Annotated in this window: 15 protein-coding genes; 3 read left to right on the top strand and 12 right to left on the bottom strand. The window is 59.3% G+C overall.

Going from position 1 to position 16789, the window contains the following annotated elements; all coding sequences use genetic code 11:
* Nucleotides 1-22: 22 nt before the first annotated feature.
* The gene (locus AB4N80_RS22085; protein ID WP_460078816.1) at nt 23-292 is read right to left on the bottom strand and encodes a YceK/YidQ family lipoprotein; all 270 of its coding nucleotides are present in this window, start codon (nt 290-292) and stop codon (nt 23-25) included.
* 343 nt (nt 293-635) lie between these two features.
* On the opposite strand from AB4N80_RS22085, the gene AB4N80_RS22090 reads away from it, so the two are divergent.
* Entirely contained in the window at nt 636-1856 is a 1221-nt protein-coding gene (locus AB4N80_RS22090) for a multidrug effflux MFS transporter (RefSeq protein ID WP_122568366.1), read from the top strand.
* 16 nt (nt 1857-1872) lie between these two features.
* Here AB4N80_RS22090 and AB4N80_RS22095 read toward each other — a convergent pair whose 3' ends face one another.
* Nucleotides 1873-3078: a DSD1 family PLP-dependent enzyme gene (locus AB4N80_RS22095; protein ID WP_460090586.1), complete on the bottom strand. Its 1206-nt coding sequence runs from the start codon at nt 3076-3078 to the stop codon at nt 1873-1875.
* 412 nt (nt 3079-3490) lie between these two features.
* Between AB4N80_RS22095 and AB4N80_RS22100 the strand changes: the two genes are divergently transcribed.
* Nucleotides 3491-3979, top strand: a complete 489-nt coding sequence (locus tag AB4N80_RS22100; RefSeq protein ID WP_122568364.1) for a hypothetical protein — start codon at nt 3491-3493, stop codon at nt 3977-3979.
* Nucleotides 3980-4168: 189 nt separating this feature from the next.
* On the opposite strand, the gene AB4N80_RS22105 is transcribed toward AB4N80_RS22100, so the two are convergent.
* The 7 genes from AB4N80_RS22105 to AB4N80_RS22135 form a co-directional block, all read right to left on the bottom strand.
* Nucleotides 4169-5437: a lipase family protein gene (locus tag AB4N80_RS22105; RefSeq protein ID WP_354336568.1), complete on the bottom strand. Its 1269-nt coding sequence runs from the start codon at nt 5435-5437 to the stop codon at nt 4169-4171.
* Nucleotides 5434-6417, bottom strand: a complete 984-nt coding sequence (locus AB4N80_RS22110; protein WP_122568362.1) for an alpha/beta hydrolase fold domain-containing protein — start codon at nt 6415-6417, stop codon at nt 5434-5436. The genes AB4N80_RS22105 and AB4N80_RS22110 overlap by 4 nt, the downstream gene beginning before the upstream one ends.
* Nucleotides 6414-6740, bottom strand: coding sequence for a DUF4387 family protein (locus AB4N80_RS22115; protein ID WP_122568361.1), 327 nt, complete (start codon nt 6738-6740; stop codon nt 6414-6416). The genes AB4N80_RS22110 and AB4N80_RS22115 overlap by 4 nt, the downstream gene beginning before the upstream one ends.
* Nucleotide 6741: 1 nt before the next feature.
* The gene (locus AB4N80_RS22120) at nt 6742-8109 is read right to left on the bottom strand and encodes an acyclic terpene utilization AtuA family protein (RefSeq protein WP_122568360.1); all 1368 of its coding nucleotides are present in this window, start codon (nt 8107-8109) and stop codon (nt 6742-6744) included.
* On the bottom strand, nt 8106-9134 hold the full coding sequence (locus AB4N80_RS22125) for a phosphoglycerate dehydrogenase (protein WP_122568359.1): 1029 nt from the start codon (nt 9132-9134) through the stop codon (nt 8106-8108). The genes AB4N80_RS22120 and AB4N80_RS22125 overlap by 4 nt, the downstream gene beginning before the upstream one ends.
* A gap of 30 nt (nt 9135-9164) precedes the next feature.
* Nucleotides 9165-10562, bottom strand: coding sequence for an OprD family outer membrane porin (locus AB4N80_RS22130; protein ID WP_122568358.1), 1398 nt, complete (start codon nt 10560-10562; stop codon nt 9165-9167).
* 84 nt (nt 10563-10646) lie between these two features.
* On the bottom strand, nt 10647-11936 hold the full coding sequence (locus AB4N80_RS22135) for a CitMHS family transporter (protein ID WP_305471185.1): 1290 nt from the start codon (nt 11934-11936) through the stop codon (nt 10647-10649).
* Between the two features lie 258 nt (nt 11937-12194).
* Between AB4N80_RS22135 and AB4N80_RS22140 the strand changes: the two genes are divergently transcribed.
* Complete coding sequence (locus AB4N80_RS22140; RefSeq protein WP_122568356.1) at nt 12195-13400, top strand: citrate synthase; 1206 nt, start codon at nt 12195-12197, stop codon at nt 13398-13400.
* A 49-nt stretch (nt 13401-13449) separates the two neighbouring features.
* Here the strand turns inward: AB4N80_RS22140 and AB4N80_RS22145 are convergent, their stop codons facing one another.
* From AB4N80_RS22145 to AB4N80_RS22155, 3 genes are all read right to left on the bottom strand, one after another.
* A complete protein-coding gene (locus AB4N80_RS22145; protein ID WP_305470613.1) occupies nt 13450-14823 on the bottom strand; it encodes an MmgE/PrpD family protein in 1374 nt (457 codons plus the stop codon).
* Between the two features lie 79 nt (nt 14824-14902).
* Nucleotides 14903-15211: a DUF4387 domain-containing protein gene (locus AB4N80_RS22150; protein WP_122568355.1), complete on the bottom strand. Its 309-nt coding sequence runs from the start codon at nt 15209-15211 to the stop codon at nt 14903-14905.
* Entirely contained in the window at nt 15208-16623 is a 1416-nt protein-coding gene (locus tag AB4N80_RS22155) for an acyclic terpene utilization AtuA family protein (protein ID WP_460078826.1), read from the bottom strand. Before AB4N80_RS22155 ends, AB4N80_RS22150 begins: the two co-directional genes overlap by 4 nt.
* Nucleotides 16624-16789 lie beyond the last annotated feature (166 nt).

Raw genomic sequence — 16789 nt, forward strand, 5'->3', positions numbered from 1 at the left:
CCCTGCGGACGGGGCAACACCCTTACTCCTCGGCAGGCCTCATATGAAAAATCGTATAGGGCAGGAGCAGCGTATCGGCGACGATACTGAAAGGCAGGTCAATGATTGCAAACGGTGCCAGCGCACGTGAATACACGTCGTTGTCGTTCGTCGAGCCCTTGATGATCTTGATATCGGTGGCCGCACCGCAGTAAGGCTGGCGGCCGCAAAGCTGCCCCATGCCAAAGGTTTCGTTAGCCGTCGCGCATCCCGTCAGCAGCGCCATCGTCAAAGCCAATACCACGATCCGCATGACGCTCTCTCCCCTGGAAAGACGGGACTGTAGCATCGATGGCGGACGACCTGTAGAGGTACACCATGCTGACGCTGCGTCGGCCGGTCGCTTAGGAGGCCTGTGTATTCGGCGCTCCCCACTCCCCGCTCGTTCAACGCTGCCTGCTTTTTTGGCAGCAAGTGAATCCCCGCCTGCACCCGCCAGATATTTAGCTTGACGCAAGAGATGACGATCATCATATTTATGAAAATATTACGATCATCATGTAGAAAGCCGCCGTCACTACGTCGGGGTCGCGAGCCACCATTGCGGCATTTGGCATCAACGTCTTTACCCGCCAAGCAAACACCGGAGAGGATGTATGGAAGCCCAAACTTCATTGGCGATTGCCAATACCCAGCCCCACGCCTCCACCCAACCATTGACCGGCAAAGTCGTGGCGCTGCTTGCAGGCCTCGCGGCGATCAGCATGCTCTCCACCAACATCATCCTCCCGGCGTTTGCAGATATCGGTGAAGACCTGGGCGTGACCGCTCGCGAGCTGGGCCTGACGCTGTCCAGCTTCTTCATCACGTTCGCCTTGGGCCAGTTGGTGGTCGGTCCACTGGCCGATCGCTACGGACGCCAGAAACTGGTGCTGGGCGGCCTGTCGGTGTTCGTGGTCGGCACCGTGATCGCCGGTCTTGCCAGCACGCTCGATGTCCTGATCGCCGGACGCGTCGTGCAGGCGTTGGGCGTGTGCGCGGCCTCGGTGCTGTCACGTGCCATCGCACGGGATCTGTTCGAAGGCGAGACGCTCGCCCGCGCTCTGTCGCTGACGATGATCGCCACGGCCGCGGCACCGGGGTTTTCGCCGTTGGCCGGCAGCGTCCTGGCCGTCACGCTCGGCTGGCGCGCCATCTTCATCCTGGTGGGACTGGCCGCCGTTGTACTGGCGTTTTTCTACGTGCGCGACCTCGGGGAAACCCACCCCGCCGATCGCCGGGCACCACACTCGGCCAAGAGCGTGGTGCTCGCCTATCGCCGATTGTTGCTGGATAAGCGCTTCATCCTTCCCGCCCTCTCAATGAGCTTGCTGATGAGCGGCCTGTTCGCCTCGTTCGCAGCGGCGCCGGCCATTCTGATGCAAGGTATCGGCCTGACGTCGGTGCAGACCGGCCTGTATTTCGCCGCCACGGTCTTCGTCGTGTTCGCGGCCGGCATGGCGGCTCCGCGCCTGGCCCATCGGCATGGCGCCCGAATCGTCACGCTGCTGGGCATTGCCTGCGCCATGGTCGGCGGCAGCCTGCTTCTGGTAGGTCCGGCCGTGCCTGGCCTGGGGTGGTATGCCCTCTCGATGGTCACCTTCCTTTGGGGCATGGGCCTGGCCAATCCGCTGGGCACGGCCATCACCATGGGCCCTTTCGGCAAAGAAGCCGGGATGGCGTCCGCACTGCTGGGCTTTCTCTCCATGGGTGCGGCGGCGCTGACCACCTGGCTCGCCTCGGTCTTGAGCTTAGCGCCGATAACGACGCTGGGTGGAATTCAGGCGACAGCCTGCCTGGTCGCGCTGGTGCTGTTTCTGTTGCGGGGCCGGTTGTGAGCAAGCGCCTTGCCAATCAATACACCGACCAGGTTTCGACAATCTTCCCCCCGCGCACGGCCAGCAAATCGCCAAACTGCAGCAGCACAGACTCGGTCTGGGTGGGTCGTAAAAACACCTGGTCCTCCACGTTCAGCCCCACGGCCGGCGAGCCATTGACCATTTCCTGATTGGAACTGCGACCATAGAGCTCATTGCTTTGCAGCCCCGAGGGAGACTCGAACTCGGCCATCCAGTTGCCGCCATAGATGAAGAATGTTCCGCGCTGATTCGGATTCCACCAGGAGAACAATCGGGACTTGTCATCCAGGGCGGGAAAATTGACCGCCCCGGTGCTTTTCAATACGGGCGTTGCGATAAAGGCCGCCGGCACATGCTCGGCCAGCGAGGGCAGGTCGTAATGCGTCGGCTTGAGAAATGCTGTCCCCACCGAGACCTCGCTGCTCAAGCGCTCCTGCTCGTGCATGCCGTAGCTGGGGCTGCCGGCGGTATTGAGCGTGAGCCCGTCGTGCCAAAGCGCCGGGAAATGTTCACGCACGTAATTCACATGACCGTTGTAAATGACCATCACCTGATCGAACAACGCCTGGGACGAACCAAGGACCCGGGGCACGCCCATGCCGACAAACGGGTCATACCCCATGAAGCCTGAAAATTCGAGCTGCTGCGGATGGGCGCTGATCAGCGTCAGCATCTCGCCGAGCACCGCGTGATCCGCGACTCCGCCGCGATGCAGGCCGACATCCAGCTCGATATTGACCCGCATCCGAATGCCCAGACCCTGGGCCAATATCAGGTAATCCATCAGCCGCTGTGGGGTGTCAAGCAGCCACTGCAATTGTCTGGAGGGGTCAAAGGTGCCCTTGTGGGTTTGGTAAAACAGCTCGGCCGAGCGCACCGGCAAAGGCTTGCCGAGCAAGAGGTCGGCCTCGGGAAAGGTCACTGCATCATGGTTGAGGAAAGGCTGGTGAAATGACATCAACCGCTGGCTATCGGTGCGTTTGGCGATGTACGCCAACAACCCGGGCGACGGCAGGGACTTCTCCACCAGGCGCAAGTGTTTACCGGCGCGTTTGACCGATTGCATGACCACATTGATGTTGTGATCGAGCAGGTCGAGGTCGATCAGCATCACGGGGCGCATCGGCCCATGAATCTTCAGCTCCTGGTTCAACGCACGGAAGTACTCGTTGTAGGGACTGCCCCGGTCGCTCGGCCGCAACAGGGCCCCCGCTCCGGCCATCAACGCACCCACGCCCGCGGTGCCGAGCATAAAGGTTCTACGGTTCATCAGGATGCTCCTTTGCGCGCAGTCAGGTGCACGTTACGGCAGCGGTACCAGGCTGTTGAGGCTATGGGAGGTCAGAAAGGGGACTTTGGCGGCCATGCTTTGCCGATGCCCAGAAGAAATGCCCCTCATGGGTGAGTGGCTACAACGGACTCAATCCGTTCATGCCCTCCTCTTGGCGCAAGTTTTTCCAAAATATCCTGATGACATATTCACGTCCGTGGTGGCAAGCTTCCGACCGCAGCCCAGCCCCATATGCAACCGGGCAAGTCGTCCATGGCCGATGCCCGTTGCCATTCATCTCGGGCTCCCATTACCTGTTATCCAACTGTACAAGGATGTCCTCATGAAAATCTCTCTTGGTGTCGTTGCCCTGGCTGGCTGCCTGTCCACCGCCCCTGTCTTGGCCGCCGGTCCAAGCCACAGCGATCTGTTCAAGGCCCTGGCGCAGTGCCAGGCCAGTGCGCAACAGGTGAGCGAGTTCAACGGCCTGGTTGACGCGGAGCAAGTGTCGCTGCCCAAGGATGAAGCGCACACCCCGTGGGGCGGTGGCGCCTGGCAAGCCTCCCCGGCACTGACGGTGCACGGCGTGTCGTCGACCACCCTGGTGATGACCGACCGCTTCAGCTTCTTTCTCCAGGCCAAGAGCAGCAACCCGAAGGCCGATGCAGAGAAACTCGCCAGCGCCCTGAAACTGGAGAAGACCTTGGATACCGACGGCTACGTGGATTACCAGCGCAACCTCGACAACGGCGCGACCCTGCGCGTGGTCTCCACCGAAAACAAGGACAGTGACCTCTACGTGGGTTGCACCTATCAGCAGGACGCGTCCTGAGACCAGACGGCCTCGACAAAGCCTCAACCTGTCGCAAGATCGGGCCCTTGTGGAAGTCTGTGCCTGCCTCAAGGCCCAGGCTTCACCCGACCCCAATGTGGGAGCGAGCCTGCTCGCGATGAGGCCCTCCCGGCCGATACTTCATCGTCTGACCCACCGCCGTCGCGAGCAAGCTCCCACTGGAGGCATTCAGTCGTTGTTGAATGGCGCGGTTGTATCCCTTTCACCCGGCGGACCGGGCCTTTGCAGAGTGGAGCAATTCGAGCCAGGGCCCGATCCGTCGAGCTGGGCCTCAACGAAGGCAAATGCATCGTCCAATGAACCATGCAGCACCCCGTCATGCCCCAGGCCTTCATAAGTCCGCCAGGTGACTTGATTACCAGCGGCACACAACGCCGCCGCGACCGCGTACTGGCGCACAGGGGTGATCGTTTCATCCGCCTGGCCGGTAGCAATGAGTAACGGGAAGGCAATCGATGCCTGGGGCATGTCGGTCGTTGGGATGCGCATCGCATTCAACGCCTCGGGGGTAACGGTCAGAAGCTCGGCAAACGAATCGATCTGCAACGCTTTGGATTCTCGGGCAATGTCACGGGTACAGCCGTGCCGAGCCACACTTAGCAGTTCAAGCCCCTTGTCCGTCAGGATGTCCTCGACCTGCGGCCCGTCCTCGTGCAAGCCGCCGGATGCCAATGCCAGGAACACCGTATTGGACTGGCGCGGCGGCAGCGCAATGGGGCCATGGGGAAATGTGCTATTCGGCGCCGTGAGTACCGCGCCCCGGATAGAAAGCTCCGGTGCGTAGCCATCGGCAAGGATCGCCGCGCCCAATGCCGCCCCTCCCCCCTGAGATTGCCCGGCCAGGATCGTGTGACTAGCCATCAGGCCCGGCCGGATCGAACGGACCGCGCGAATCGAGTCCAGGACAGAGCGTCCCTCGGCCTGCCAGAACGTGTAGGGATGCGGCCCTGGCCCTCCCAAACCTTGATAATCGGTGGCGACCACCGCGAATCCGCGCGCCAGCCAGCGATTGATATACGCCGCATCACGGTCGCGCCAGCCAGCCCAGGACGGTGCGCAAGCATCGGCAATCCCCAGCGTACCATGGGCCCAGGCCAGCAACGGCCAGCCTTGCGCCGGTGGAGGTCCAGCCGGCAGGTACAACGTCCCGCTGACCGCAACGAGTCCGGAGTGCCAGCGCTCGTCGATAGAGCTGTAGAGCAGGCGCAAAGCTTGCGCGGCGGCAGGCATCTGCGGTTGTGTCGGCAAGGTCTCGCTTCGCAGCAGCGCACCGGGCAGCGCGGGCATTGCTTCAGGCCAGCGGTAAAACGCCGACAGCTCGTTGTCTCCTGCGGCAGGACCGACAGGGAGCCTGCCAGCCGCGAGGGCGTTGGCCGCCATGACGAAGAATAGGCCGCCGCAAATTCGCGCAAAGCCCGCGCTACGGAATCGGCTCATGGGAAGTTCGCCTGAACAGAAAGAGCCTTGCGCAAAGCACTGCCCTGCGCAGCGATGACATCGCGCACGACCGGGGCCACCTCATTGAATCGGACAAACCCGTGGGTCATGTTCGCGAGCACTTGCAGGTGTGTCGCCACACCCGCGCTTTCCAAGCGGTCCGCCAGCTCACGGTTCTCATCCAGCAACGGGTCCAGTTCCCCCACCACCAATCGCACCGGTGGCAGGCCGACCAAGTCAGCGTTGATCGGCTGTACCCGCCAGTCATCCTCGTCATTGACCAGGTAGCTCGCCCAGTAGGCGCTCATGGTCTCGACCGACAGATTCTGCCCCCCGTATCCACCCAGCCTTTGCCACGAATCGGAGCTCATGTCGCGTGAGTAATTGCCGTAGAACAGCAACAACTGCCGCAACACATCAAACCCTGCGTCGCGCAGCGCAATCGCAGCACCCAGGGCCAGGTTGGCGCCTGCCGAATCGCCACCCAAGGCATAACCGCGCACCGGGCAATCGGTGATCGCCCCAAGCTTGATGACCCGGCTGATGATCGACACCACTTCGTTGAATGCCACCGGAAAACGATATTCCGGCGACAGCGCATAGTCGATGGACAGCACCGCCAGGCCACTGTCGCGCACCCACTGGCGCAGCGGCGCGTCCCAGCCGGCGAGCGAGCCGTGGCGAAACCCACCGCCATGGCAGTAGAACATCAAGCAAGGCGTCTCGTCGCCCTCCGGCCAATAGAGCTTGCAGGGCACCGTTCGACCATCGACGGCAAACCCCAAGGTGCGCTCATAGGACAGCGGCACGCTGCGGTGTGCAGCCCAGACATTGATCCGCTCCAACTGAGCCCTGACGCTATGCACATTCCCGTGAACGACCGGCAGCAACCCTTGCTCGCGCAGTGTCGTGGCCACGGCCACCAGGTCAGGGTGAACCGGCGCAGGTGCATCCGCCGACAAGCTTTCAACGCCACTCATGGCCGGTCGTCCTCACCGCTTCCAAGCGCATCCAGCAGGATGAACGCCCATTGCGCTCCGTGCATGTCCCGGTCCTGCAAGGCGCCCTGCGCCACGGGACGCGGCAGGCTGATCTTGATCACGTTCAACGCCTCGATGGGGAAAACACTGATCAACTCCGCCGGCCTGCGGAACAGCTCGGCGACCGCCAATGCTTGCAGCTTCGGCGCCGCGGCCAATTGCGCGAAGATTTCCGAGTCCTTGCAGAACACATCGATGGTCAGGGAAAACGGCCCGGCGTTCTTGGAACGGATCTCATAACCCAATGCTTGCAGAGTATTCATCTCATGCTCCCTCGACTGTCTTGATAGCAAACCGGAAAGGTGCCAACGGGTCTGCCACGACCATCACATGACTGAGCACGAACTCGTGCACCATGCCCCGGTCCATCGAGGCCGGCGAGAACGGGAACGCGTGGGTGGGCAGGTCCTTGTCGCCGGGCAACGGAAAGTGCAGCAGGTAGGGATTGAGCAACGCGACCATGTCCTGGGTGCGCTCGGCGGTTGCCGACGTGGCTATCGCCATGACACCGATTTCCACTGGCGTCACCCTTCGCGACTCGAGGGCTCCCAAAGCGGAATCCTTGCCAATGGCGCGGAACTGCAAGTCGTAGTCATCGGAGCCGATGCCCAGGTGTTTTTCGATTCGCTGACGCATGACCGAATCCAGGCTGGCAAGCCACTCATCGAAGCGCTCGACGTATTCCGGATCACGGACAATGCACATGACTACCGATTGGAAACCGCACGGCGCCGCTCCCTCCAACTTGACGGTGTAGTCTTCGCTGGGCTTCCAGACCGAACCTTCCACTCGCACGGTCTGTTCGTCCAACGCGGTGTAGACCGCCTCTTCCACGTGCAATACGCCGCCGGGCTCGACGAGTACGTAGGGGTTGCTGTTTTCATAAAGCATGTGGGCCATGACTGATCGCGGCGTGAGCCGGGCGCCCTCGCCGATGGCCTTGATGGTGAATCCCGTGTCGTCGATCGTTGCCATCACCACCGCGCTGGCGGGCGTCGTCGTGCAGGACGCGCCGCACTCCAGAATCTTTCCGGCATGCCACGCAGCGCCCTGATGGGCTCCGCGCAGGATGGGCAGCGAAGCCATGACCGCTGTGTCGGTGGAACGGCCCGCCAAGATAATATCGGCACCGTCTTCAAGCGCATGAATGAAGGGTTCCACGCCCATCAGCGCGACAATACGCGAGCAGCGCTCAACCAGGGCATCGTCGATGTGATCCAGTTGCAAGGGCCTGATTCGACCTTGGGCCAGTGCTTGTTTCACGACGCTTGCCGGTTGTTCACTGTAGAGGCTCGCAATACGTACGACCTGACCGAGTTCGGCGGCGATGTCCTCGCACAGGCCGCGCATCAAGTCGACGCCCGCGTCGGAACCACAGGTGCCACAGCTGCCAATGATCAGCGGGATGCCCAATTGCGCCCGCGCCTGCATGAACACGCGCAACTCGGCCCGTAGTATCGAGGCCGAAGCCTTGGTCGTGCCGGTGCCCAGGTAATGAGGACCGGAGTCGGTAGACCCCGCGTCCATTGCAATCACGTCCGGTCGTTCCAGCAGCGCCAGGTCAAACGCCGCCCGTGGGAAGCCGGTGCCAATGGCACCCGTTGGCGTCAGCACTTTGATCGGGGTATTCATGGATTCTCCTTCGAGCCTGTAGAGCGACGTCCGTCAGCGATGACGCAATGACCCGGCAGGCTACGCCCTTGCAGCACGGCCACCGCACATTGAGCGGCAATCAGGTTGGTACGATTGAGCCCCTCGACCGTGGAGGCGCCGACATGGGGCGTCACGATCACATTCGGGAGCTGGATGAGTTGTTCGGTCACGGCCGAAAGCACCGGATCCGACTCGCTTTCGAACACATCGAGCCCTGCCCCAGCCAATTGGTTTTCCCGCAGGGCCCACAGCAGATCCGTATCCCGTACCAGCCCACCCCTCGCGGTATTGATCAGCACTGCGGAAGGTTTCATCCGCTTCAGCGCACGGCCATCGATGAGCCCCTGGGTATGTAGGTTGAGCGGCGCATGAAGGGTGATGAAATCGCTTTCCTCGAGCAGCGTTTCCAGGTCGACAAAGCAGCTTTGAGCAATACCGTCGAGCTGTGTGCCGCGCGGACGAGGGGTGTAGATCAGCGGTTTGACTTCGAACCCGGACAAGCGCTGCAGCACGCCCCGACCAATCCGGCCCAAGCCGACGACACCAACGGTCTTGCGGTACAGATCGCCCCCAAGGGGAATCGACCAGTCGTTTGCCGACAGCCCCAACTGGCAGCGTTTGAGCTGGCGGCACACGGCGAGCATCAACGCCACGGTATGGTCGGCAACGCTGGCGTCGTTGCCGCCGATGGCGATGGTCGCCACCTTTCCGGCCGCTGCTACCGCTGCGGTATCGACCCGCTCGTAGCCCACGCCACGACGGGCAATGACTTGCAGACGCGGGAGCGCACTCAACAGGCCCGACGTGACGTTCGCGTGCCCGACGATCCAACCGTCGGCGTCTTCCAGGAGATCGATCAATTGGCGTTCGCTCAGGTCGCCGTCCGCTTGCCCCTTAGCCAGCTGCGCGACGACAACGTCACAGCCATGGCTCTCCAGGTAATGCACGGTTTCTGAATCGAAGAATCGCTGTGTAACCACGATGGTGTGGCGAGGTTTAAACATCACGGGCCTCTCGATAGGTATGTCCGGCAATCAAAATGCGTAATCCAGGTACACCCGAGCCTCTGAGCCAGTCACCACGTTGTCGGGTTGAGCGGACACCAGCGCGACAAAGTCCTGGTCGATTCGGTAATCGATATAAATCAGGCCGACTGAAAGTCCGGAATATTCCTTTTCGTCAAAGCGATAGTAGAGACGGTATTCATTCTGTCGTTCGATCACGTCAGTGCGTCGGCCACTGAAAGGGTCGGTGGCATCAAATTCGCCTTGTTTGTAGATAGTCATGACTTTGAAACCGTCCAGCGAAGCCCCTAACAACGAATGCCCGCTCAAGTCATACTCGGCGCCTATTTGCCAGGTTCGCTCGCCATCGTTATTGAAGTCGTTACCGGAACGTGTCCAGGCATCCATCTTGCCATCGACGTTATCGCCATGATCGAAATAGGCGTAGCCCAGTTGTCCGTTGCTCAACTCGGCTTTTGTTTCGGAAAATGAAACACCCAGGCGAAGTTTATCGAGCAATAAACCCAGATTGATGTTCAGCCACGTGGCGTCATCGTCATAAGCGGCCTGGCCGGCCTGCCAATCACGCTCCCATATTCGTCCGGCTTTTTGAAACTCATAGTATTGAGTGTCCAATACAACGCCCGCCTTTTCGCCGAGAGGTGCTTTCAGCGTCAGTCCATAACGGGTATTTTCATTGAAGTCTCGCGACACCCCATGATCGTAGCCAAGTTCAATGGCCTTCAAATCGTATTTGATGCCGTAGGTGTACAGGTCTTTTATTTCCTCGCCTGACTGGCTCAGCAGGTGTTCGAACTTTTCCCGGTCCCGAGGAGATGTGCGGTTGATGTAAGCGGTTTCAAACCCCAACGTACCGGGTAATGGGCCAATGCCCATCTCGGTAAAGTTCAAGTGGGCCCGGCCTCCTTGATAGGAGCCCGGGACGATCCGAGTGTCGAGTGTCACCAACGTTCCCGCATCGAACCGGCCCCGCCCTATTTGCGAATCGGCGTTCCAGCCCTCGCCCTCATAACGCAACTTGAAATAACTCTGACCGACTTTCGCGAAACCACCGTTAGTGCCGTCGGAGTCGTCAAACAAATCCCGACCATTGTCTTTCGAATCAATCATCGCCACACCATACAATGAGGCATCAAAGCCTACGACACCGGCCCAATAACTGGAGTTGTAGTCCAGGATCGCGCCAACCCCTGTCCCGCCCAACTCGGAGCCGTCCGGAAACCCACCGAAACGATCTTCGATCAAATCGTTGGATATCCGCGTATTGATATACATCGATCGAAGATAAGCATTCAGCTTGCCTTCATGCTGGAACCTGTCCGGATTGCTGATGGTTGCCGATAGACAAACATCAGACACCAACAATGTCGACAGCAACGTCATAGCGACGGCGTTAATCGATTTCATCGACCACCTCATCTATTATTTTTATTTTGACGTGAGCAGACGCGACCTGGCGTCCTTCAAACTTCGGCGCAGCGAACTAATTAATCAAATAATCGCCCGTGTAATAACGGCAGTTACAATCAAGACAAGGCTGCTGCCTATGGCCCAGAGCAAGCAGTATCGTTGCATGTCACCCATGTCGCGTTTGATGATGCCGCTGATGAGATAAACCGCCGCGACCAACGGGCTGAGTGCATGGACCGGCTGTCCCAGTACCGCCGCACGGGCGATGTGCATGGGATCAATACCGTATTCGGCACCCGCCGCCCCCAGCACCGGCAAGATGCCGAAGAAGAACGCGTCGTTGGACAACAGGAAGTTCAGCGGCAAGGCCACCAGTGCGGTAATAATGCCGAAGTATTGTCCGCCACCGTCGGGAATCAGCTGGACGATTTTCGCCGACATGCCATCGACCATTCCGGTGCCTGACAAAATCCCGGTAAACGCACCTGAAGCGAATATCAGGGCGATGACCATCAGGACACTTTCAGAATGAGCCGCAACCCGTGCCTTCTGTTCCGACAGGCGCGGATAGTTGATCAGCAGCGCCAGGGAAAACCCCACCATCATCAACATGGGCAAAGGGGCCAGCCCTGTCGCCATGGCGTACATGAGTCCTGCGGTGAGCGCCAGGTTGACCCAGAAAAGCTTCGGTCGCTGTGTTTCGGATTGCACGGTCGGCAAGGCGACCTCCTCCGGTGCGACGTACTGGCTACCGGGCGTCCAGCCCAAGCGGCGCCGTTCCTTGTGGCCGATCCAGAACGCCACGACGAATGCATAGGCAAGCCCCGCGAACATGGCCGGCACCAAGCCCAGGAACATATCCGCCACATCGAGATGAAGGGCGCTGGCGGCGCGGGCGACCGGCCCTCCCCAGGGAATCAGGTTCACTACGGTATTGGTCAGCAAGAGCATCAACGCCAGAATGAGCGGGTTCATCCCGAGGCGCAGGTAGAGCGGCAGGAACGCGGTCGTGACGATCAAGACCGTCGTCGCACCATCGCCATCGAACGAGATGACAGCGGCCAGCAGCGCAGTGCCCAGTACGACTCGAAGAGGATCATTGCCGACGAACCGCAAAATCCGCCGTACCGCAGGTTCGAAGAGCCCAGCGTCAAACATGATCGCGAAATACAGAATTGCAAACATCAACATCAGTGCGGTGGGAGCTACTTGCTTGACGCCGTCCATCACCATCCCACCCAGTTCCGGCCCTGCCCCACTGGCCAGCCCGAAAGCGACCGGAATGAGAATGAGCGCCGTCACCGCGGAAAGTCGCTTGCTTATGATCAATGCCATAAACGTGACGACCATTGCGAAACCTAACCAAGCCATGCGTTTCACCTTTTCGTTTTTATTGTTATCGATGCATCGAAAATCAATGTGAACAACTTTTGCGCACTCGAAATCTACATAGGGGGCGAAAGCCTGTAAATCTTGATTTTTTTCGTCAATATCCCCGTCAAGTTCATCGGTTTTGATGAAAAATTTTAGGGTGGAACTGAGGAAAAACCGCTACCTTGTTTACATTGATGAAATGACGGTATATCTAATAAACATGTACGCCTTTCAATCAATCTGATCGGACCCGTCATGCCAGAACAAGAAGACCTCTACCTTTCGGCAGAAGAGGCTGCTGCCCTACTCGGGATCAGCCTGCCGACGCTGTACGCCTACGTCAGCCGCAAAAATATCCGCTCCCTCAAGATCCCGGGTACGCCCAAGCGCCGCTATTGGGCCGAAGACATCCAGCGCCTGGTCAAGCGCCCGGCGGGAGAGAAACACGCATTCAAGCGCTCGTCACCGTCGGACAGCGCGATTACGCTGATCACCGATGATGGCCTGTTTTATCGGGGCCATGACGTCGTCGAGCTCGCGGACCGCGCAACGGTTGAAGAAGTCGCCGAATTGATCTGGCAAGTGCCTTCGGCGTTCGGCCCGTCACTGCCCCGTGTACCGAGGGACAGTGTCAAGCTGCTGAAGATCTACGAACACATGTCCGCCCAGGAAAAAGCCATCGCGCTTTTCCCCTTGGTGCAAAGAGAAAATCCCAAGGCCTTCGACCTTTCCACGGACAGCTACGCGCGCACCGGCGCCGATGTCGTGAGATGGTTTGCCGCCTTGGTCGTGGGAGCGACCGAACCGAGCACGCAACCCTTGCATGAGTTCATCACCCAGGCCTGCGGCGCTCCGCCTGAGCATGCGGACCTGATCCGGCGCCTGCTGATCCTCAGTATCGACCATGAGTTGGATCACACCACCCATAGCGTGCGTGTCGCCGCCACGACCGGCGCAACCCCCTACTACGCGGTCATTGCCGGACTTGCCGCAGCCCGGGGCCACAAAATCGCGTATGGAAGAAATGAAGCCGCCAGCAGGATGATCGAGGAAATCTGCACCGCTGCGGACCCTGCGCGACCTATTTTGCAGCGCTACAGCCAGGACGGACACATTGTCGGGTTCGGCCCCAATGTCCATTCCGTCAACGATCCGCGAGCCAGTAACCTCATGGCGGCGCTGACCGCGGTGTTCGAGGGTGACAGCGAGTTCGCAAAGCTGCAGAAAGCTTTTGCGGTGGCCTCGGAACTCGTGGCGTACCCGCCGGAATTCATCCTTCTGGTGAGCTTCATCGGTCAGAAATTCGGGCTGCACGGGCAGGAAATTTCATTGGCTGGCGTCGGTCGCTTGATCGGCTGGATAGCCCATGCCAGCGAGCAATACAACCAGCACCATGACGCCCGCCCTCGCGCCCGTTACGTAGGGACGTTGCCTACGGCAACCGAGACCGACCGCCGTTAAGCCCCGTGCGGTCGCTCCTTTGGCGAAAACCCATTGGAGCGACAGACCGCTAGGAGACAGCCATCGCCGCAAACAGCGATGTGAATTCGGTCTGCTTCTCGAGGCCTGCGACGAACCCGAGCACTTCGGCCTGTGCCGATGCGTCGATATGCGGCAAGGCCATGCGCCGGAATTTTCGTTCGAAATCGTGATCGGTCATCGGCGTTTCGACTGACCCGGGCCCGGTGATCATCTCGCTCACGACTTGCTCGCCGGAAACCAGGGTGACGCTGACACGGTTGGCAAGATGGCGTGGGAACAGCGCGGTCAACGCCGGATCCTCGACCACGCTGACCTTGTCCATCAAGGCAATCACCGCAGGGTCGGCAATCTTTTCAGGGCAATACGAACCCACCGTGAGGTCACCGTCGAGCAAGGCTCGGGCCACGTTGTAAGGTAGGCTGTGGTCCGCCGTTTCCCTGGTTTTCGGCAGCCATTTCTCAGGCGTATCCGCCAGTACCCGACGGTTGAATTCAGATGTCTCGATCGTAATAGTCGCGATGGCCTTTACATCGTCGATCCGTTTGCGGATATCAAGCGCGGCCCAGACGGCGGTGTGCAGCTCGCCATTGGTGGGGAATGTCTTGGTCAGGGAGCGCCGTATCGCGTAATCGCCATTGTCGGGCGTACCAAAGCGATTCGTCTCCAGGTCGAACGGCCCCGAAACCTGTTTGAAGAAACCCATCTCACCTTCAAACACTGGCGACGGCCCCGTCATGCCATGACGCGCCAACTGAGCGGCGAAAATGGCGTTGCGCGCGGCATTGGCGGCTGAGCAGCCCTTCCAGTCGGACAACGCTCCGCTGCGTACCTGACGCATGGCCAAGTGACCACTCACGGCGATGTTGATCGCTTGCTCCGTCTGTGCCACGTCCAGCTTCATCAGGTTGGAAGCCGCCGCCGCCATCGCGACGTTGATGTAATTGACGTGGTCCCAGCCACGCTTGTTCAAGCTTGCCGCATCCTGCAAGCGCATCTGGATTTCATAGGCCAGGACGATAGCCGAAATCAGTTCGGCACCGGTGGCCCCCTCCGCTTGCGCCACGGCGAGGCAGGCTGGAATGTTGTCACTCGGATGGCCCGGCTCCAGGCCCATGTAGCCGTCGTTATAGTCCAGGAAACGAACCATCAGGCCATTGGTGAAGGCCGCGATTTCCGGCGTTGTTTGCAGGTTCGTACCAAATACGCTGGATGATTTCGCGGTATTGGCGGCGGCGTAGCACACGGCGGCCTCGACCGGATCAGCTCCGTAGGCACCCAGCACGCACGCCAGGCTGTCGATAAAACGCTGGCGCACAAGGTGGATGATCGCTTCGGGCAAGTGCTGTTTTCTGAATGCGTGGGCATAGCGCGCAAGCCGCATCGCAACGGTCGAGTCCGTCATAACTACCTCGGGTTGAATAGGTGGGTCAGGCCTCGTCCATGAGGCGAACAGATCAAGGGACGACATGGCGCCCGACGTCTCAGTCGATGACGACGTCAAGCAAGCGGACGTATTGCTGGCCAGCGTGCATGTCCCGCTCGACCATCCCGCCTTGTGGCGTTGCACGAGGATAGGAAATCTTGACCATTTCCAGGTCCGGCACTGCAATACGCTTGACTCGTTCGGGATCGGTTCCGTAGAGCCTGGCAAATTGCGCCGGGGACAGTGCGGCACAATCGCAATAACGCTCGAAGTTCTCGCGTCCGTTGAAAAAAATATCGAATGTAATCCAGAACGGCCCCGCCTGTTTGGATCGGACATGCCGGCAAACATCACGCAACTTAATCATTGTGCAAGCTCCTTCATCGCCATCGACGTGTCCGACAAATCAATCCATTTCAAACGGACCAACTCCATGGGATTCTCGAGTTGCACCACATGGTTCAACTTGAACTCATAAATTTGGCCTCGGGGTATATCCGCAGGTGTAAAAGCGAATCCGTACGAAGGTAATTCCTTGCCCATGACGCTGGGATAATGAAAGAAGTAAGGATTACAGGCATGGGCAATTGTATTAGCCATTTCCTGAGTAGCAGCAGTGGCTACAAACAACATGCCTATTTCAGACGGCGGTAATGTTCCGACAGGCGGTTTTACACCGGTGACGCCATTCCACCCGTACATCCGCAGGGAAATATGAAACTCGCCCAACTCTTCGGCTGGAATGGATTGGCGGGTTCTTGTGTAAAGTGCTTCCAGCAAACGATCGTGAAACCCATCGACATCATTGAGCACATCCGGGTCCTGGATGCCCACCAACATGATCGTTTGATATAAAGCCGCCGCCGCCCCTTCCAATTTCATTGTGTAGGGCATGCTTTCCCAGCGCGAGCCTTCCACCCGAACGGCACGTCCATTCAAATCGGTATAACGCGCCTGTGCAACATTCAGGATGCCACCCGGCTCCACCAACCGGAATGGGTCGCTGTTTTCATACAGCATATGCGCCGAGACGCTATGGGGCGTGCACTGGTTGTCCTGGCTCAAGGGCTCGACTTCAAAGCCGTTCGCATCAACACTCAGCAAGATGCCCGATCCAAGCGTGGGATTGACGGCGCATTGCACGCCGCATTCACCGGTCTTGCCAGCGTGCCAGGACGGGCCCCACGGTGCGCCTTTCCAGATGGGGTAACAGCCAATGACGGCGGTATCGGTCGCGCGGCCGGCCAATATGATATCGGCACCACCGTCCAAGGCCGCGATAAAGGGCTCCACCCCCAGTGCAGCGACAATGTGTTCACAACTGTCCACCGTTGCGTCTTCCAACTCGGCGTGAGGCGGGAGCGCTTTGATACGACCTTCGGCATTGAGTTTCTTGATGGTGTCTTTGTCTTGCTCGCAATAGATGAGCGCAATCTTCGGCGACACGCCCAACTCTTTGGCGATTTCCAGAGCAATATCGCGCGTCCAATCAAGATTGAGATCACCTCCGGCCTGCCCTGCGGTTCCCACAATGATCGGCACACCGGATCGCGCTTGCGCTTTCATCAATATCGTCAGGTCACGTTTTACCGCGCCTCGGTTGTTCTTGGACTTTCCAAGTGCAAGGTAGGCCGCGCCACTGTCCGTTGAACCTGCATCCGTGGCGATGACTTGCGCCCCTGCCGCCAGCCCATAAGTAATTTCTTCTTCTCGAACACCCGCCCCCAAAGAACCACAGGGAACGATCACTTTTACGCAACCTTCAAATAACTGCGCCATGACAACCTCTTCTAGACCACTCAGTGCGCCAATAATAATGGCTGCAATTACGCTGACAAGTGGACAGAATTTATCCATATATCGCTGACAAACAAACGGTAACTCAGGCACTCCAAAAATAACCGGATCAATATCGCGGAAAGACTTCGAGCCTATTTTTTATTTC

It is taken from the genome of Pseudomonas sp. H3_A02 (genome assembly GCF_054671965.1).